At 53.9% G+C, this 17,395-nt stretch carries 10 protein-coding genes, 1 tRNA gene and 4 pseudogenes; 7 read left to right on the forward strand and 8 right to left on the reverse strand.

Features of this window, described 5'->3' with window-relative positions; genetic code table 11:
* Positions 1-160 precede the first annotated feature (160 nt).
* A complete protein-coding gene (locus tag PMI07_RS24465; protein WP_024164107.1) occupies positions 161-2,335 on the reverse strand; it encodes a tail fiber domain-containing protein in 2,175 nt (724 codons plus the stop codon).
* Positions 2,336-2,736: 401 nt separating this feature from the next.
* On the opposite strand from PMI07_RS24465, the gene PMI07_RS24475 reads away from it, so the two are divergent.
* The 4 genes and pseudogenes from PMI07_RS24475 (at position 2,737) to PMI07_RS24490 (ending at position 5,616) form a co-directional block, all read left to right on the forward strand.
* Positions 2,737-3,123, forward strand: coding sequence for a transposase (locus PMI07_RS24475; RefSeq protein ID WP_007754236.1), 387 nt, complete (start codon positions 2,737-2,739; stop codon positions 3,121-3,123).
* Entirely contained in the window at positions 3,120-3,473 is a 354-nt protein-coding gene (gene tnpB, locus PMI07_RS24480) for an IS66 family insertion sequence element accessory protein TnpB (RefSeq protein WP_037088158.1), read from the forward strand. The genes PMI07_RS24475 and tnpB overlap by 4 nt, the downstream gene beginning before the upstream one ends.
* 68 nt (positions 3,474-3,541) lie before the next feature.
* Positions 3,542-5,124, forward strand: a pseudogene (locus tag PMI07_RS24485) (IS66 family transposase).
* 78 nt (positions 5,125-5,202) lie between these two features.
* Positions 5,203-5,616, forward strand: coding sequence for a hypothetical protein (locus PMI07_RS24490; protein ID WP_007754229.1), 414 nt, complete (start codon positions 5,203-5,205; stop codon positions 5,614-5,616).
* Between the two features lie 959 nt (positions 5,617-6,575).
* On the opposite strand, the gene PMI07_RS24495 is transcribed toward PMI07_RS24490, so the two are convergent.
* The 5 genes and pseudogenes from PMI07_RS24495 to PMI07_RS35820 all read right to left on the reverse strand — a co-directional run.
* The gene (locus tag PMI07_RS24495; RefSeq protein WP_007754226.1) at positions 6,576-7,484 is read right to left on the reverse strand and encodes an FkbM family methyltransferase; all 909 of its coding nucleotides are present in this window, start codon (positions 7,482-7,484) and stop codon (positions 6,576-6,578) included.
* Positions 7,485-7,500: 16 nt separating this feature from the next.
* Positions 7,501-10,203: a glycosyltransferase family 29 protein gene (locus tag PMI07_RS35435; protein ID WP_007754222.1), complete on the reverse strand. Its 2,703-nt coding sequence runs from the start codon at positions 10,201-10,203 to the stop codon at positions 7,501-7,503.
* A gap of 187 nt (positions 10,204-10,390) precedes the next feature.
* Entirely contained in the window at positions 10,391-11,215 is an 825-nt protein-coding gene (locus tag PMI07_RS24505; protein ID WP_007754220.1) for a hypothetical protein, read from the reverse strand.
* A gap of 22 nt (positions 11,216-11,237) precedes the next feature.
* A complete protein-coding gene (locus tag PMI07_RS24510; protein ID WP_007754217.1) occupies positions 11,238-11,930 on the reverse strand; it encodes a hypothetical protein in 693 nt (230 codons plus the stop codon).
* Positions 11,931-12,506: 576 nt separating this feature from the next.
* Positions 12,507-12,730, reverse strand: a pseudogene (locus PMI07_RS35820) (IS630 family transposase); the annotation flags it as partial.
* Positions 12,731-12,822: 92 nt separating this feature from the next.
* On the opposite strand from PMI07_RS35820, the pseudogene PMI07_RS35090 reads away from it, so the two are divergent.
* Both PMI07_RS35090 and PMI07_RS36070 read left to right on the forward strand, forming a co-directional pair.
* Positions 12,823-12,960 (forward strand): annotated as a pseudogene (locus PMI07_RS35090) (helix-turn-helix domain-containing protein); the annotation flags it as partial.
* A pseudogene (locus tag PMI07_RS36070) lies at positions 12,959-13,758 on the forward strand (DDE-type integrase/transposase/recombinase); the annotation flags it as partial. The pseudogenes PMI07_RS35090 and PMI07_RS36070, both read left to right, overlap by 2 nt.
* 37 nt (positions 13,759-13,795) lie before the next feature.
* Here the strand turns inward: PMI07_RS36070 and PMI07_RS24525 are convergent.
* Both PMI07_RS24525 and PMI07_RS24530 read right to left on the reverse strand, forming a co-directional pair.
* Positions 13,796-13,869, reverse strand: a tRNA-Gln gene (locus PMI07_RS24525).
* Between the two features lie 713 nt (positions 13,870-14,582).
* Complete coding sequence (locus tag PMI07_RS24530) at positions 14,583-16,862, reverse strand: PBP1A family penicillin-binding protein (protein ID WP_245277231.1); 2,280 nt, start codon at positions 16,860-16,862, stop codon at positions 14,583-14,585.
* Between the two features lie 265 nt (positions 16,863-17,127).
* Between PMI07_RS24530 and PMI07_RS24540 the strand changes: the two genes are divergently transcribed.
* The gene (locus PMI07_RS24540) at positions 17,128-17,382 is read left to right on the forward strand and encodes a DUF982 domain-containing protein (RefSeq protein ID WP_007754206.1); all 255 of its coding nucleotides are present in this window, start codon (positions 17,128-17,130) and stop codon (positions 17,380-17,382) included.
* Positions 17,383-17,395 lie beyond the last annotated feature (13 nt).

A 17,395-nucleotide genomic window follows, 5' to 3' on the forward strand; every position in this document is an offset into this window, starting at 1 on the left:
GGTGATTGCAAAAGGCCTACATAGAGCCTGCTAATTCTTCATCGCCAAAGTTGAGCTGTCCTCTGCGTTCCCGCTCCATGATCCTTCCGCAAATAGTAATTTTGTCTCAGAGAAGCGCGTAGCCGGCGTGAGCAACCATGAATAGCTAAGACGAAGTAGATCAAGCACGGTTCTCCAGTGCCCTAAGCCGTGCATCGATCTGCTCAAACTCCTTAGCTACCTTGTCGAGAAGGAGCAGCCACCCATGCGCATAGTCAAAATCTTCGATGTCTCCTTGCGGGTTTTCTTCTGTAGGCGGGGTGCGCCTCACGAGAACATCTAATCCGATTTCCGCCGCCTGATCGGGAATCGCACCGAAGAAGTCCTTTTCCGGGTCGTCGCCTTTGTTGGTGCTGTTGAATAACACCGGCCTCAACCTCATGATTCTATCTGAGAGATCGGAGGGGATATTGCGAATATTCCTCTTGTATTTCAGGGCTGAGGAAGTCCGTCGCAACCTTCCGTCTGACGTGACGGAGATATTAGCTCCCTCTGCGGTCGTGTCGTCGTAGACTGGTTTTGAGATCAAATTGGTGCCGTTGAAGGCGAGGAACGCCAAATCGTCGCGGTAAAAGGTAACCACGCCGGCGCTCCATCTCTGATCATAAGCTGTGCCCCAGAGATTTTCATTGGCGGCAAAATAACCCCACGAATTGAGTTGGTTGCGATCCATACTCTGAAGCGTAATGCGTCCTTCGGAACGCCAAGAGCGCAGGACTAATCCTACCGCTCCATTTTCTCCGTCCGAGAGAAAATCGAACGTATTGTTTATACCCGGTCCGACGAATTCAATCCGCTTGCCCGCTTCCGCACGCGGTATCCAGTCCCGTGGCCTTACGTTGTCGTCGTCGTCGGCTGCCACGGCTGAAATGTTGCAGAAAAATTCCCCGTTGAAGCGCAGCATGTCTCCCCGATTTCTCGTCGTGTTGATAGTCGTGCGGATTCGACCTCGAGCCCTGTATTCTGGCACACCCTGTTCAGTCTGATAGGAGAACCACGCATTAGAGGTTTCTGCAAATTGCCTCCCGCCTATTGCGTCGAGGTTCGACCAGTGATCGATATCAAAAACCCAGATTCCTGAGTCGTCATAGCGGCAGGTTTCGAAAGAGAGGCCTTGAGCACTGATCCGCGTGTGTAGCCGATAGTTCAGCCGGATAAGTGCTCCATCTGTCTCGCGGTAACGACGCGTCTCGGCGCTGTTGTCGTGATAAAACTCGCATGCGCGCAATTGCGTATCGGAAATGCCGTTCACCGCAAAAGCTCTATTTGGGCCACTCTCCACCATAAAGGCGCAAGCGCCCTCAAAACGGCAGAAATCGAAGAGGTTGTTGGTCAATCCATAATCATAGATGGCAGCGTAATCCCTATCGAACCAGGTCGGCAGATGGGAAAGTGCCATCATGCGTGGGTTGTCGCGGCCCCAAGTAGCATCCATTCGACAGGCCGACTTGCGCCAAGCACCTCGAATATCTAGGCGGCTGTAGAACCCCCGCGATACGCCACAGATATGTAAACCGATATCCCATGAGCTTGCATCGCGAGTCGTCTGCAGAGTGATGTCTACTACTCCTCCATTCTCACCGAGTTCGGCGATCAGTGGTCGCAATAGCGCGTCAGAACCGTTTCCGCTTTCATCAGTCCAGAGGCGAGGGATGCCTGCCCCAGATGTGTGGAAGGTGGTGCCGGAAATTGGATGAGCAACCCCGTTTGTCGTGTCACCATATTCACGGAGTACGCTGTGACGGACGCTTCCTTGAAGTCGAACTGAGGACGGCCGATAAATCGTATCGTCAATAAAAAAGAAGCCCTCCGCGTAAACAACCCCGCCACCCTTTGTATATTTAAAATTAATCGCGTTTTGGATCGCAGTCCGGTTGATCGACGCGTCCGCTGGCATTGCTAAGCCCCTCGCGCCAAACATGCGGACGTTTGTGTTAGCGGCGTTGGTATAGCTCCACCAGCCACCATCGACTGTCTGTTTGTGCCATGGTTCTATTGGCGAGGGTGGAGCAGTTAGGCGAAACAGGGCAAAGGCGGGGCAGTCCCCAGCCTCGTAGTAGCCGTAAATATAAACAATTTTTATGATGGATGGAATGAACGCGCGTGTGAAGTGCTTCATCGTATCGAAGGGCAGCGTTCCCGAGACAAAGTCGGCGGACGTCTCTGAAAAATCAGTGTTAGGGAGCGGCCTAGATTCCTCATCTTCCACGGATGTTGTTCGCGTACATCCAATTGGCGTCGCGATAGCAGCGCCAATTGTTTGGAGGAAACGCCGTCTGGGGATCAAATCGTTCATTGGAAACTCCATGTCGCTATTCCGGAGCGGAGCTTAAAGAAAACGGCCTGCGTCGTGGAGCCCTTCATCAATCACTCTTTTTTAGCCTCCAACCACACTTTTAATCTCCAGAGCTAACTGGCCCAGCGCCGGGCATCGAGTTCCAAGCTTAGTCTTTGAGAAATGCCATCAATCGGGTCTTCATTAGATCGGCCAAAGGCTTTTGGGTTGCTGAGCTTGGTGTGACCGTAAGTAGGACCAAAAGCGCCATTTGCCCGGCAGGGGACAATTGCCTTTGGCGTGGCCAAGAGAACATCCCGAGACAATGGCCGTAAATCAGTAACCGGTGTTCCGCTCCCACGTTGTCCCCGCCGCTCTGATCTGTGATCGCCTTTGCTTGGACGAGCAACGGGAGTTTCTCCATGGAGAGTACATTGGAGGTTCTCACGACCAGGAAGTCTGGACGTGAGGTGCATCGGAATTGGCCGGACGAGGTCAAGGCGCAGATCGTTTCGGAGAGCTTACGTCCGGGCGCGTTGGTGAATGAAGTCGCCGAGCGACATGGCTTAAAGCCGAACCACCTCTCAACTTGGCGGACAATGGCGCGGCAGGGCAAGCTGGTTCTGCCTGCTCCGGAAGATGCGTTGGAGTTCGCAGCCGTGATCATTGATCCACCCGTTTCCGAGCCACCGATCAAGAAAGCCAGCCGTCCCGAGATCATCGTCGGCGCTGTCACAATCCGTCTGGAAGAAGGCGCGTCGGCCGCTCGGATCGCCGCTGTTGCGCGGTCCTTAGCGGTCCCGGCATGATCTTTCCATCGAACCGAGTTCGGATCATGGTGGCGACCAAGCCCGTCGACTTCCGCAAAGGCCATGATGGCTTGGCGGCATTGGTCAAGAACGAGCTGCACAAGGACCCGTTTACCGGGGCGGTTTTCGTTTTCCGGTCGCGGAAGGCGGACCGCTTGAAGCTGATCTATTGGGATGGCAGCGGGCTGGTGATGGCCTACAAGCGGCTGGAGGAGCACACGTTTACCTGGCCAGATATCCGAGACGGCATGATGACCCTGGGACATGCCCAGTTCGAGGCGTTGTTTGCGGGCCTCGATTGGCGTCGGGTCCGTTCGGTTGAGGCGAGAGCGCCTAACGCCATCGAATAGGTGCGTCACGATGACTCGGGCGGCACATTTTGACGGAGAACCGAGCCGGAATTTGATAGACTTCCACCATGTTGGAAGCCGCCGAATTGCCGGACGATATTGCTGCTCTGAAGGCGATGCTGATCGAGGCGCAAGCGCGTGAAGTCCGCAAGGATGATCGGATCGAACGGCTGGAGAAGCTGGTCGCCGCTTTCAAGCAGGCTGCCTTCGGCCGCAAGTCTGAGAAGGCTGATCCCGAGCAATTCGATCTCGCATTAGAGGACTTGGAAACAGCCATAGCGGCCATACATGCCGAAGATGGAGCCGACAGTCCCTCGGGCAAACCGAACCCCAAATCTCGCGCCGCCAATCGCGGCTCTCTTCCCGCACACCTTCCTCGTGTCGAGGAGACCATCGAGCCGGAAAGCCTAATCTGCTCCTGTGGCGGCGGCCTGCATTGCATCGGCGAGGACGTGTCCGAGCGGCTGGATGTCGTTCCGGCGCAGTACCGTGTCCTCGTCACCCGCCGTCCCAAATATGCGTGCCGTTCCTGCACCGACGGCGTAGCGCAGGCACCAGCACCTGCCCGACTGATCCACGCCGGATTGCCGACCGAGGCGACTATAGCGCATGTCTTGGTGTCGAAGTACGCCGATCATCTGCCGCTCTACCGTCAGGCCCAGATCATGAGCCGACAGGGCATCGATCTCGACCGTTCCACGCTTGCCGATTGGGTCGGCCGGGCAGCGTTCGAACTGCGTCCGGTCCTTGATGCTCTGATCGCCGACCTGAAGCGCTCGACGAAGCTGTTCATGGACGAGACTCGTGCGCCGGTCCTCGATCCCGGCTCCCGCAAAACCAAAACCGGATATTTCTGGGCCTTGGCTCGCGATGACCGACCTTGGGGCGGAGGTGCGCCGCCAGGCGTCGCCTTCACCTATGCCCCCCGGTCGAAGCGGGCAGCATGCCGAGCAGATATTGCAAGGGTTCACGGGCGTCCTTCAGGTCGACGGCTACGCGGGATATAATCGGCTAGTAGCACCGGACCGCGTCGGTCCTGACATCCGGCTTGCTTATTGTTGGGCGCATGCACGGCGCAAGCTGGTCGAGATCACCCGCACCGGCTCCGCGCCGATTGCAGAGGAAGGCGTGAAGCGGATCGGTGAACTATATCGCATCGAAGCCGAGCTGCGCGGCCTTGACCCTGAAGCTCGGTTGGGCGGAAGGCAAGAACGGTCAGCGCCTTTGATCGCAGACATGCGGACCTGGCTCACGCATCATCGTGCCCATGTCGCTGGCAAGTCGCCGCTCGGCGAAGCTCTCGCCTATGTCGCCAGATACTGGGTTGGGCTCTGCGTCTTCCTGACTGACGGTCGCATCGAGATCGACAACAACACCGTCGAGAGAACCATCAGACCGATAGCCCTGAACCGTAAGAATGCTCTCTTTGCCGGGCACGACGCCGGAGCGGAGAACTGGGCGGCCATCGCCCCTCATAGAGACCTGCAAGCTCAACGCTGTCGACCCATTTGCTTACTTGACCAGCACGCTCACCGCTATCGTTGATGGCCACAAGCAGAGCCAGATTGCGCGTCTCTTGCCGTGGAATTACTGCTCTGGTGATACATCCCTAAATGCTCCTGTCGGCTCTTGTACGATGAGAAAATCTTAATGCTATCCTTCACCCGTCACTAGCGGAGTGCTGGCATTGTGACTAAATGTCTGGGGCGATGCCGGGGATAGGGCTGTCATGCACGCACTCGAAAATTCTGGAAAAAGACGTATCGGGCTTCTCTTCTCGGTACACGCTGCACTCTTCGTACTAAACGCCGCTGGTGCGTTTCTCTTTAATTTCTATGCAGTTAAAACAGCCCTATACGTGCAATATGCGTTGTTCCTGTTGCTGTATGTCGCAACATTCCTGGTCAGCCGGAGCAGTTATCACTCGCCCGTGATAACGGATGCGCCTCGACATGCCCGGCTGGCATTCAAAACTTTAGCTTGGCTGGCCCTCATCGCCTGTGTCGGTTCGATCTTTCATATCAATCAACAACCACCCAATGTGACCCTAAAAGAGCTGACTCAGTCCGCTGCCATTTACGGCTTGGTGATCTTGCTATCTCAGGACATCAGGCATCTTGCGTTTAAAAGCCGCCAAGGCTGAGCGATGTACGCGACAATGGTAAGATTAATATTCAGCCATCTACCTGGTGACTTTGTTTCCGAAGCTGATGACCGTCATTAGTCGGGGACAACCGTCCCGTTGTAGCAGCAATCTTCGAGCAACTCGGTCAAGGTGCGACTTGGACACCGCTTACGTAAATCACCCACCAGAGGGATCAACATTCTCCGCAGATTGACAGAAAGCCGTAGCCTTATGACGAAGGATCGGATTGAAGTCATCACGTCTGTGGAGCGCCGCCGTCGTTGGTCTCGCGATGTGTTTCGGCATGCAAATTTTTGGACGCCGATTGACATTTTGTCGTTTGCTCGCGGCGAAGGCGCGTCACTGTCTTTTACTTCTGTAACCGGGCCGCTCGGCGAAGCTCAATTATATCGATCCTCAGGCATTGCTTCCCGACGTTCTGACACGCATCGTACAGCGAGAGGCAGGAAGTTCCAGTATTTGCATCTTTGATTCATTCTCCTAGATATTACTCAGGGTTGCGACGCAAAGGGCGATCGCGGGGTTTGCCGCTTGGCAGTAGGGGCCGTCGCTTATTCTGGCACTTCCCATGCCGTCCTCCCAACTACAACCTCCCGAATGAGATGGAGCAAGAGTCTGCGCTAGTCGATATGCGGCATCAATCGATCTTGTATAGTCAGGTACTTTCGCGGGATCGTTTGTTGATGGGGCTAGAAACAAAAGCCGCGTTCTCTGCTCTCCCTCACCGTCAAGTACTTCGACACGCTGATATCCCACGAGTAAGGCAATGGCTACGTCGAGCCGCCGATCTGGCCCTTTCGCATTTTGCAAACTCTCAATTAGGTCTTGAACATTCATCTCCCTGTGCCTCTCTTTCCGATCCTAGATCTCTGTAATCAGGAATTGAGGTGAAATCGTTTCGGAAGCTTTGTACCCACCAGTCCTAGCTCTCGCTGAATGAAACGTAGCGCCGCCCTTTAAAAAAAAGAAAATCGACCAAGCCGATGATCTGCATAATTCGGATTATTTGGCTGATCCAAATCCGTAGGAAAATTTCGAGTGCAGGGCGCAAACTCACAAATATCACGCCGAAGCCACGTCAATTCCAGCGTTTGAGGAACGGCAACTCCTCCAAGGACGACCATAGGGCTATTATTATTTCCGTGAACGTGCACAACTTGATGAGACGTCGCCAGTCTCTGAAGGGCTTGTCGTGCTTTGCGATACCAGAACAGCTTGTGCATTTTGCTAAAGCCGTGACATTCGATCAAAATTTGGGTGAACCGAGACAAATCTTCTTCTGGTATTTCGTTGAAAACATCCCATTCATGCCCCTCAATATCAATTTTTAATATCATATCGTGATGCTCGCTGTGAGCGTTGTTGGCTATCTCTATTTCAAGCGAGGAAAGCTCGTCGTTAACTAGAGACATGCCTGTTATACCAAGTCGCCTAAAGTGGAACCTGGGATGGTTTACAGGAAGCTTGATGATCGTGTGATCATACTGATAAACATCGTATCCGCGTTCTGCCATGGCTAAGTCCCACGAGACGTCGCGGTTGATTCCAAGTGAATATGCAGTCCTCGATTTGGCTTCATGTTTAACCATGATGTAGCCGCCATCATAAGCGCGACCTACCCGTTCGAAGGCGAGACCCACGGGGTCGGCGGGCGTGATATAGCTGAAAAGCTCCTGGACCATTTCCTGCACAGCTCTATCCAGAGCCAGGATTCTGATATTTGCGCTCCCCTTCTCAAGCTTCGCAACTCTATGCTCAAGAGTTTTCAAAACTTTATCGTATTGCTTCAAGCTGGGGCCACTTTCGGTAGCTTCGTCGCGCGTAGTCTCATTAACGGGACCATTTTCGGCGTGCTGCATATTCATCGATTGATCCTCGAAACTACGTTACAATGGATGGGTCACTATTGCTGACGCTGGAGACGAGTCTAATTCTTGCGTCTTTTGCAAGGGCTTTTTCGAAGACATAGTCTCTCTCTGCCTGCGGGTCATGTGGCCATTTTCCCTCAGCCTGAAGAAGATTTGGCATTCTCCGAACAATGTGCCCCGAAGCGAAGAAATCAAACCCATAGATGGTAAGGGAAGCGAGTTGAGTACGTCTGAGATAGTCAATCCATATGAGGCCTGATGTAGGTTCGATCGAAAATTCATCTCGCAATTCCCGGTAGATAAACGCCGGCAGCTTGAAAATCTTCCTATTTAAGATCAACCAAGGCGAGAGGTGTTCAAAAGCAGGATGACATGCAACAGTTCGACAATCGAACAAGGGAGCGTAGAAAAGCTGTCGTTCTCGGTCGCTTGTCGAACAAGACCAGATGTCGGTTCTTCGCCCCGTCGCAGCAACACTCGTAAAGGCATTGGCTACATCCTCAGGAGTGTCCGGTTTCAGCAGTACCAATTGCTCAGCGCCGCTTGATTTGCCGTCCAGAAATGTCCCGTGTATAAATTCTGGAGGAAGGTGGGTTCCTTGAGGCGTTTTTGATACAGTCAGCGGATAACCCAAGTTCATCCGTATCACTATGTCATGGGCGTCAATTTCGCTTCCCAAATTGGTCTGCTTCAGCGACGAGGCATTCCCGACTAAGGCAACCGTCTTGCCCCGGAGATAACCTTCATCGAACCGAGAAATCCAAGGCGCCTTAACACCCGAACTAAGGTGATCGAAGGAGCGCTTTTTAATCCGCCTTTTGTATATTCCTGCTGTCTTCTGAAGTCGACGTATTAGATAACGAGCCTGAGCGCGCAGTTCCTTAAGCGGGTATCCGGCAGGTGCCTTCTGCAAATTGACGCCGCGCCATGCTGCTGTCTCATCGAGCGCGAGGTTATCATATATCGGGTTCTCTCCCCATTTCGGAGGCGCCGTACGATCCAACTCAAGGTTGATTTTTTCTTCGTGGAGCTTGTATCCCGCGTGGAAAACGTACCACGATATAAATCGCAGATAACGTTCCCAACGGATGTCTTCATTTTCTTCAATTGCTTTAGCATAAGAAGCGGAAAAGTTCTGTCGATTGGCATTTATTACTGCAGAATCATAGATCGATCGTCCAAAGGACAGTACCGGCCTATTGTAGATCATTGCTTCAAAGCCTACCCCACTATTGATGATGGCAACGGCTTTTGCTTTTGCTAATGCATCATGAATGTGCCCGCCCACGCTAAATTTGACAAAATTTGAACTATACTGCTTTCGCGAATCCTCAAAAAGGCTCGTTTCATCATATGGATGTTTTCGAAATACCACATTGGTTTTTTCCCGCTCCGCAAAAGTGGCAAGCGTTTCAACATAGTCTTCAAGGGTGACGGCGCCGTGGTAGATCAATGCGTCGTCTCCAGGGACCTGAAGAGGGGCAAGTAATTCGATCTCTGACAGGTCTTTGCTCGAAGCTTTCTTCTGGGGGGCTTTTGTTATCCTTTCTTTACGTATTTTGGCGATAAAATCTTCCACACGATCGTCGAGTTGATGTGCCTCAAAATCTTTCCGCCCATAGAGGCTGGAGGAAGCCCCCCAGCCATCCGCGTCCGCCGTGAATAAATCAGGTAGCAGTTCCTGCATGTAATATAGCGTATTGGTGCCGCCAAGTTGTCGTCTTATCATGTGAGGCAGATAGACCGCAGATGCTTCTGCAAAAGTGTTGACCGCCGCCGCGTTTATTTCCCACTGTGGCAGAGCTACAATTCGTGTATTTTCTCCTTCGGCGTCAGCGAGCTTGGCAATAAGCTGAGACATATGGCGCCAATACATTCTGCCTGGCCGAGAAATCCGATCAACTCTCCGTTTAAATGAGTTATTCTTAAGGTTTCTCTTGGTGCCAACGTCCTGCTTTGGGAAGAAAATTACCTGTGTCGGCGGCTGTTCAAACCGATCCCTTAATTTTCGCCGAATTTCAGCAGTTCGCGGACCTTCCTTTTTATCCGGATCAAGTGGAGAGAAGATATACGCTCCAGATTTGTGGCTCCGGTCTGCATACTTTCCTGGCAAAGCGGCCAATCTGATGAAACTCCTGCAGTTCTGTAAGCTGGAGTACAGAGCTCGCCGCTCATCTTTTTCCGTAATATCTCCGCCGGTGCAAGATTGGAGGTGAGAAATGACTTCTTCTAAAAAGCATCCGGTTCGAGTATTCGGCGCGAGCCATAATGACTTGGGAAAAACGCGTTCCCAACGCTTTTTTTTGTTGAATGTAAGTTTTAACGCGCAGTCACACTTCTGCAGTTCCGCAGGAAGAGGGGTCAGATCACGGTAAACCAATGATCCCACATCCAGTAGCAAGGTAGGGATCTTTGTCAGTGCGAGCACGTTTTTCGCTATGATATAACGCTGCAAGGCCAGCGGGGAGGAACTGCGGGAGAGTTCAAGCTCGTATAAAGTCACGCTTAGAAGCTTAGCGGCTAAACCAGATAATCTTTCGCGTGCTGAGGCGTCAGCGTCGACCAAGCAAACGATGATTCGAGTGTCGGGAGAATTGATCTCCATAGATCGAACCAGATCTTCCCCATCATTTTCAAACTCTTTAGCCGTGCACACGACCAAAATCTGCCAAAAGTGAAGGTCGTTTCGCTCTCGGCTAACCTGCCTTATATTCATTTTTCAGATTAACTCCATACCGACGGCGAGCAGGCAGAGTTTCAATGAATGAAGACTCCGCTTCAAATTAACGTCGCGCTTTCAATCCGTACTTTAGATTTCCGGTAAGCAACGACTAAGAGAATAACTAAAAGGACGTTGGTAGCCGGCCGTTTCAAGAACCGGAATCGGCACCGCTCAGGGCCGATTACCGCCACCATTTCTCCTTTCGAGAAGAATAAAGATCGCTTTGACGGCTTTTCCCTTCTTCTTTCCGGTCGCCTTTTAGATGGTCGAGGTAACCACCGAGGACGCTGTTGATAAAGATATGGCCTGTGGCGCTATCGGAGCCAAGGTATTTAAACTGCGCCTCATTATTTCGTTCCATCTCTTTTACGATATGCCAAAATACAAAGCTGTCATGGCTCTCTTTGAGTTCCAAGAACTTGCCGGTCAAATACATCTGCTCAAAGCGGTCAGTAAATTCTAGTATTTTAGGGTGTTTCAGGTTGTAACCCACCCACCCACATTCAGGATAACTCTTGCGGTTTAAGTAGGCCGAGAGCTGACTATTCCGGGGCGCCAGTTTATTGAGCAAATAAAGGGGAATGTCGGTGTGAGTGACTGTATCCGCATCCAGCCAAACCAATTGATCGTATTGGTTCCGCGTCCGTATAATCGCGTCCGTTACGGCAAAAACCTTGTTGCAGAAACGAACCGCGTCCCAGCGAAAGTTATTCTCCCCGCCTTTTCCATGGGGGTCAGTGCCGTTCGCGAAAGGATTTCTTCCGAATTCCTTTCGGAACTGGAGGAGCTTCGGAAGAGATGCCGTTTGCTCCAACACAACTACACGAGGGTCTTGTTGCTCCACCTCAACGTCTTCTGCATAGACGAACAGAGTGACGTCTTTGGGCCAGTGACGCAAAAACGATTCAATAGACCGCCTGCCATAAGCTTCGTATCCATCACGATGAAACGTTGTGACGACCGCATGCCTCAACGGCTTGAGGCCCCATATGCGTGAGAGAAACATCTATTCCTCTTCAATTCGCGAATCAAATTCTCTGCGCGACGAAATTGGCTTCCCCCAAAAGAGATCTCCATTCGTCCGCGTAATCACAATTGGCATAATCGTTGAAATAGGGGCCACCTTCTGTGTAGTGAACCAAGGCGGCATTCTGGTCATGGTCGTAAACTCCCACAAGATGATTCCATTTCAACGGGAGGTCGCCAATTAGATGATCGCCCTCCAGCCACTTAAATTGATGAAGTTCCAAGCCTGTTCGGGTGGAGACATATTCAGGTGTGAGAGATTGGCAGCGCTTGTTGTTGAACATCATAACGCTTGACCAATTTTTCTTTTCGTACTTCGTCTGCACCTGCCCCAGAAATTTTGTATCCTCCTTAGGCTGGTAGTCATGCTTGCAGCACATTACAGAATAATTGTCGTCTCTTAGCGACCAAAGTTCCGCGATGTCGGCCCTGGCAAGCATGTCGCAGTCCATGAATATTGACCATCCTTCATAATCCGAAATATAAGGAGTCAAAAAGCGGCTGAATGAGAACTCAGTGGATTGGAGGTTGTTTCTGTCTCTTTTGAAAATATTCTGCATATGCTGAAGAGCTATCGGCGTTATTTTGAGCGGAAGTGTTGAGTGCTTTATTAAGCTTTGAGACAAAACGTGGTAAGCTACCACTTCTTTGGAATCGTAACCAATAAAGATGTTGACAGTTTTCTGATCGCTCATAGCCTTATCCTGTGTCCAATTCTTTCGCGAAATTTCATTGCGCTTGGTTTGGCCCGTGGCCGGATATGTTGAAACCTAAAGTGGACAGCAAATCAACCCTCCCTTTGGGGCGCGGTGCAACTTATTGGATTATGAAGCTCTCTGCGGCGCCTTATGTGTATAACTTGTGGTCGTGGGGCGAAGTCGAGGTTAAATTTATTCCTTTTTGTGATTTTTTTTTGAAATTATCTGATTATATTTATTAAAATCGGTTATTGGCATCTGTTGGTGCTCAATGACTTACTTAAGAAAATAATATACATATTGGTATTTTTGTTAATTTTACTGCTTTTCGGTATTTTGTTATTATTCGCATTATTTTTGTTTAGCGAGTTTCTTCCCCGAAGCGGAGCGGTCAGTCCATAAGCCGTCTCGATAATATTGAACTGCTTGTTCTTCCTTTAATCATTTGGATGCCAGCATGCATCTCGCGAACTTGTAGTTGCGGTGCTGTCCTAGATCAAATGCTAGGGCCACGGCAACCCTAAGCGCTTCGATTGTCTGGCCGTTCTTAAGGGGTATACCAACCCTCATTGATCAGAACCCTTTCGCCCGTTGGTATCGGCTAATCGACATGATCTTCCGGGTCCTGGAGTGTTTTCCAAGCATAGCAGCAGTGGTCGACGATATCCTCGTAGGACTTGAAGACGCGGTTTGAGAGCCAGTTGTTCCTCATGAGCTGCCGGCGATTTGGGCGGGAGTGGCAGGATGGTGATGTTTTCTGGGACGACGAGATTGTTGGACATGTGCCATCCAGCCTGATGTCAGTACCGGAGCAATACTCCCCATTAGTGCCGTTTGAATCTTCCCCGGTGGCGCGTCGTCGCCGATACTCTTTCCGAAGGGGATGTTGGTGATCAAGCTGAGGGAGACGATCATGATCCTGAATCTGCATCAGCAGGGCCTGACGGTGTCAGCCATTTCCAGAGAAACAGGCATCGACCGCAAGACGGTGCGCAAGTATATCGAGCGGGGCCTTGGTCACGCGCCGCAAGCGGCGGCGCAACAGGGCTGAAGGAACGACGCTTTCCAATCCCGGCCAGGCCAACGATCTCTGGTGCGCCGATTACAAGGGGTGAGTTCACGCTCGCCGACAAACGCTATTGCTACCCGCTGACGATCACCGATTTCGCCAGTCGCTATCTCCTGGCCTGCGAAGCCCTTTACACGACCAAGGAAGTCTACGGCTTCACCGTGTTCGAGCGCGCCTTCAAGGAGTTCGGTCTGCCCAGGGCGATCAGGACCGACAATGGCGTACCCTTCGCCGGCCCAAACGGACTGTTCAATCTGTCGCGGCTGGCGGTGTGGTGGCTCAGGCTCGGCATCGGCATCGAGCGCATCAAGTCGGGCAACCCGCAGCAGAACGGCCGCCATGAGCGCATGCATCTGACACTGAAACTTGAGACAACCAAGCCGGCCGGAGACAATTTCGACGACTTCGTCGAGGAATTCGAGACCGAGCGGCCCCATCAGGGGCTCGGCATGGCTTGCCCGGCAGAACGCTACGACGCTTCACCGCGACCCTATCGCGGCCTGCCGGATCTGGACTATCCATTCCACGATCAGACGGTCATCGTCACCACATGCAACCGCATCTGCTACAAGCGCACGAAAATCAATCTCAGCCATGTCTTCGCAGGCCAGGCCGTCGGCATCAAACCGGTCAAAGACCGCATCTGGCTCGCAAGCTTCATGGATTACGACCTGGGATACGATGACGAGACATGTAGGCTCGAACCTTTGCCGAACCCTTTCGGCCCGAAAGTTGTTACCTATGTCTCAGGAATAAAACGTAACCTATGTGTCCAGAACGGACCCAAAAACAGTGGCTGGGGCGCCTGGATTCGAACCAGGGATGACGGTACCAAAAACCGTTGCCTTACCGCTTGGCGACGCCCCAACGTGATGGCAGCAATCACATGCCGTTCCACGAATGCGGCTTGCTCTAGCAAAGCTTCATTCAACGGGCAATCGTGCTCGTGCGGTTTTCGTTGAAATCTCCTATTTCATTTATGCCCAGCCGCGACGAGGACCAAGCGCACCTGATCATGTTCAATCTCGTTGCGTGCAAAGGCGGAGGCGTATCGACAGCGTCTTGGGCTCGCACAGGATAGGGCAAAGCAATAGGACCCCGGTGCCTTGGGGGTCGGCATGCTTTACTAGGCCTCCGCGATGGTCTTTGGGGCATAGCGGCGGTCTGATTTAGACACTTTCCCTCGCGCAGTACCGGCGACATTAATCAAGGTCGGATTGAACCAGCCCGATACTATGTGCTTTCCCTGATGTGCCCCCCACGAATTCCCTGTTAATGTTTTAGGGAATTTCATCCGCAAAGATCTGAATCGTCTGCGAAATCCCGGTTATTAATCGGCGCAGAACGTCCGAATCTTGCGTTTTCCCTGTAAATGGGCGTTATCAGGGAAAATGCACACTGAGACCCGTACGCCCCCCACTGCCACCACCAGTGTTCGGTCCTGTCGAGATTACGAGGCGAGCGGGTGCAAATCCCGGTGCCGCAGACCATCGGGTGTTGTACGGGCCTTAGAATGCTTGAGTTTTGAATGGCAAGATGGTGGATTGGACACGGTTCTGCCACCGCCCCGAGGCACGCGTTCACCTTTCACAAAGCCTGCGCTCGCCTCGAAAAGGTTGATAGGTGCAGTCGGAGGCTCGGAAAGATCGGTAGCTGCGGGAGCAGGCGGTGATATTGCAGGAGGGAGCAGGTTCCCGACCGCCGGTCGCCAGACCCTTGTCCAGATCAAGACCGGGAGCGGGCTCGGCCATCGCGGCGCGGATGAAATCTCGCCAGATGCGAGCGGGGAGGGAGCCGCCCGTCACGCCTTTCATCGGCGTGTCGTCGTCGTTCCCGACCCAGACTCCGACGACCAGCGGCTCGGTGAAGCCGACGAACCAGGCGTCGCGATTGTTCTGGCTGGTGCCCGTCTTGCCGGCCGCAAACGTGCCGGGATCTGCGTCCCGGCCGGTGCCGCGCTCGACGACGAGCTGCAACAGGCCGAGGAGGTCGGACTGGTAGGGCGAGAGATCGATGGACGGCGATGTCTTTTCGCCCACCCTGAAAGCCTGGGATTGGCCGGCTGCCTGAAAGTCGAGGATGCCCCATGGCTCGACTGGCGCCTTTCCGAGGCGAACCGAGGCATAGGCGCTGGTCAGGTCGAGAAGGTTGACCTCCGATGTTCCGAGCGCCAGGGATGGCGTCGGCGCCATAGCCGTGTCTATGCCGAGCTCCTTGGCGGCCGCGACGACGTTGTCGAGCCCGACCTCCTGCGCCAGGGCGACGGTTGCGGCATTCAGCGAACGGGCGAACGCTTCCGCCAATGTGACCCAGCCGCGGTAGCTGCCGCCGGAATTTTCGGGCGACCAGCCGTCGATCTCGATCGGGGCGTCGAGCACGCGATCGGAAAGGGTCAGCCCTTTTTTCAGCGCCGCATAATAGACGAACAGCTTGAACGTGGAGCCCGGTTGCCGCATCGCCGTGACGGCGCGGTTGAACTGGCTCGTCTTGTAGTCGCGGCCGCCGACCATGGCCACGACTGCGCCCTGGGGTGTCATCGCCACCAGCGCCGCCTGGCTTGCACCGAGCGCCTTTCCGTCTTCATCGAGAGCCTTGGTAACAACCCTTTCGGCAAGGCGCTGCAGGCGCGGCACCAGCGTCGTGCGCACCGTCGTCGAACCTGGAGAGGCGCCGGCAATCTCGCTTGCCTGCGGCGAAATCCAGTCGGCGAACCAGCTCCCTGAGCGGGGCGTCGGCGTTGTCGGGCGAAGCTTGCCGAATTCCGCCTTGGCGGCCGCGGCTTCGTCTGGCGTCAGCTTGCCGTTATCGACCATCGCGGCAAGCACTGTTGCCGTGCGTTGCCGGGCACCCTCGAAATTGTCGATCGGGTTGAGCTGGCTCGGCGCCTTCAGGAGACCGGCGAGCAGCGCCGACTCCGAAACGTTGAGGTCGCCGATCTCCTTGTTGAAATAGATCCGCGCGGCGGCCGGCATTCCGGTCGCGCCCGAGCCGAGATAGGCGGCGTTGAGGTATCGGGTCAGGATTTCCTGCTTGCCGAGCTTCCATTCCAGCCAGAACGCAATGACCACTTCCTGGATCTTCCGTTTCAGCGTCCGGTCGCTTTCCAGATACTGCAGCTTGATCAGCTGTTGGGTGATCGTGCTTCCGCCCTGCACGACCGAGCCGGCTCGAAAATTCCGGACCAGTGCACGGCCGATACCCTGCGGGTCGATACCGTAATGGTTCATGAACCGCCTGTCCTCGATCGACAGGACGGCGTCGATGAGGGATTGCGGGAATTGGCCGTAAGCCGCATGCGGCCCTTGATAGGGGCCTTGCCGGACAAGCGGCGCGCCATCCGCCGTTTCAAGCACGATAACCGGCTTCAGCGTGCCCGCGGCGATCTCTCGCCATGGCACGTCCTTTAGCGCCCATATCAGAACACCGCCTAAGACAAGGGCGCAGGCGATTGATGCGAATGCTGCCACCGATAGCCATGACCGCCGCTTTGACGACGGGTTCCGCCTGGAGAATAATCTCCAGCGCCGCAGGGTGGCCATGCTGGACATGGCTTTGCCGGGGAGGGCTGAAAGGCGTTGCGCCGCTGTCCCCAAAGCTGGATTCGATCCAGGCTCTTTCGGTCTGGCGTATTTCTCCCGAAGTGCCGAGGCCGTGTTCATCATCCGCAGAGAACCCGATCGCCATAAAGTTTGGAGATCATGGCGGAGTGCGGCCAGCAGTTCGCGAATGGCCTCTCCGCTTTGCCCAAAAGCCGGAGCGGGGTTCCCGTTCGCCTTCGGCTCGTCTGCGGCTTTGCCCGAATCCGAACTTTCCTGATGACGCTCGTCCGCTCTTGTCGAGCCTTCTGGTGCTTCCTTGATCTCAGTCACCTGCGCAGGCTCGCTGGGGGCATGTTCGTCCGGGTTCTTGGTGCTGTCTTCAGGGGTGGCCATTCACTGCGCAGGGGTTGGATTGGAAAGGGGAACTAGTGCATCCTAGCGCAAAAGAAAGATGCTGTGGTGCCTGCCGGCGATCACAAGCTGTGATGTTCTACTCCCAATGAGGTAAGGCGGGTCGAATAGATAGACGGCGGAAGCCGTGCCACTATCGGATCTGCAAGGTTTGACCCGCAGGCGGAGGAAATGCATGAAAAAACGGGTGAAAAGCGATCCGAACTGGCCCGAGCCGGTGATCGTAGCGGTAGGGCGAAGGTCTCCGGAGATTATTCGAACTCCCGCAGAGGCCCTGATCTATCTCACCAACAAATGGCCAGCGGCGCGCAACGAGCGCTACAGAACGGCAACCGAGGTCTGCTCGGCTGCCTTGCGCAGGCAAATAGACGCGGCAGCGGCACGGGAGACGTTTCTGTCCGCAGCACTCGAGGCGGGAATGCTTCAATAGCCCTTTTCATTCC

Source organism: Rhizobium sp. CF080, assembly GCF_000282095.2.
Taxonomy (GTDB): Bacteria; Pseudomonadota; Alphaproteobacteria; order Rhizobiales; family Rhizobiaceae; genus Neorhizobium.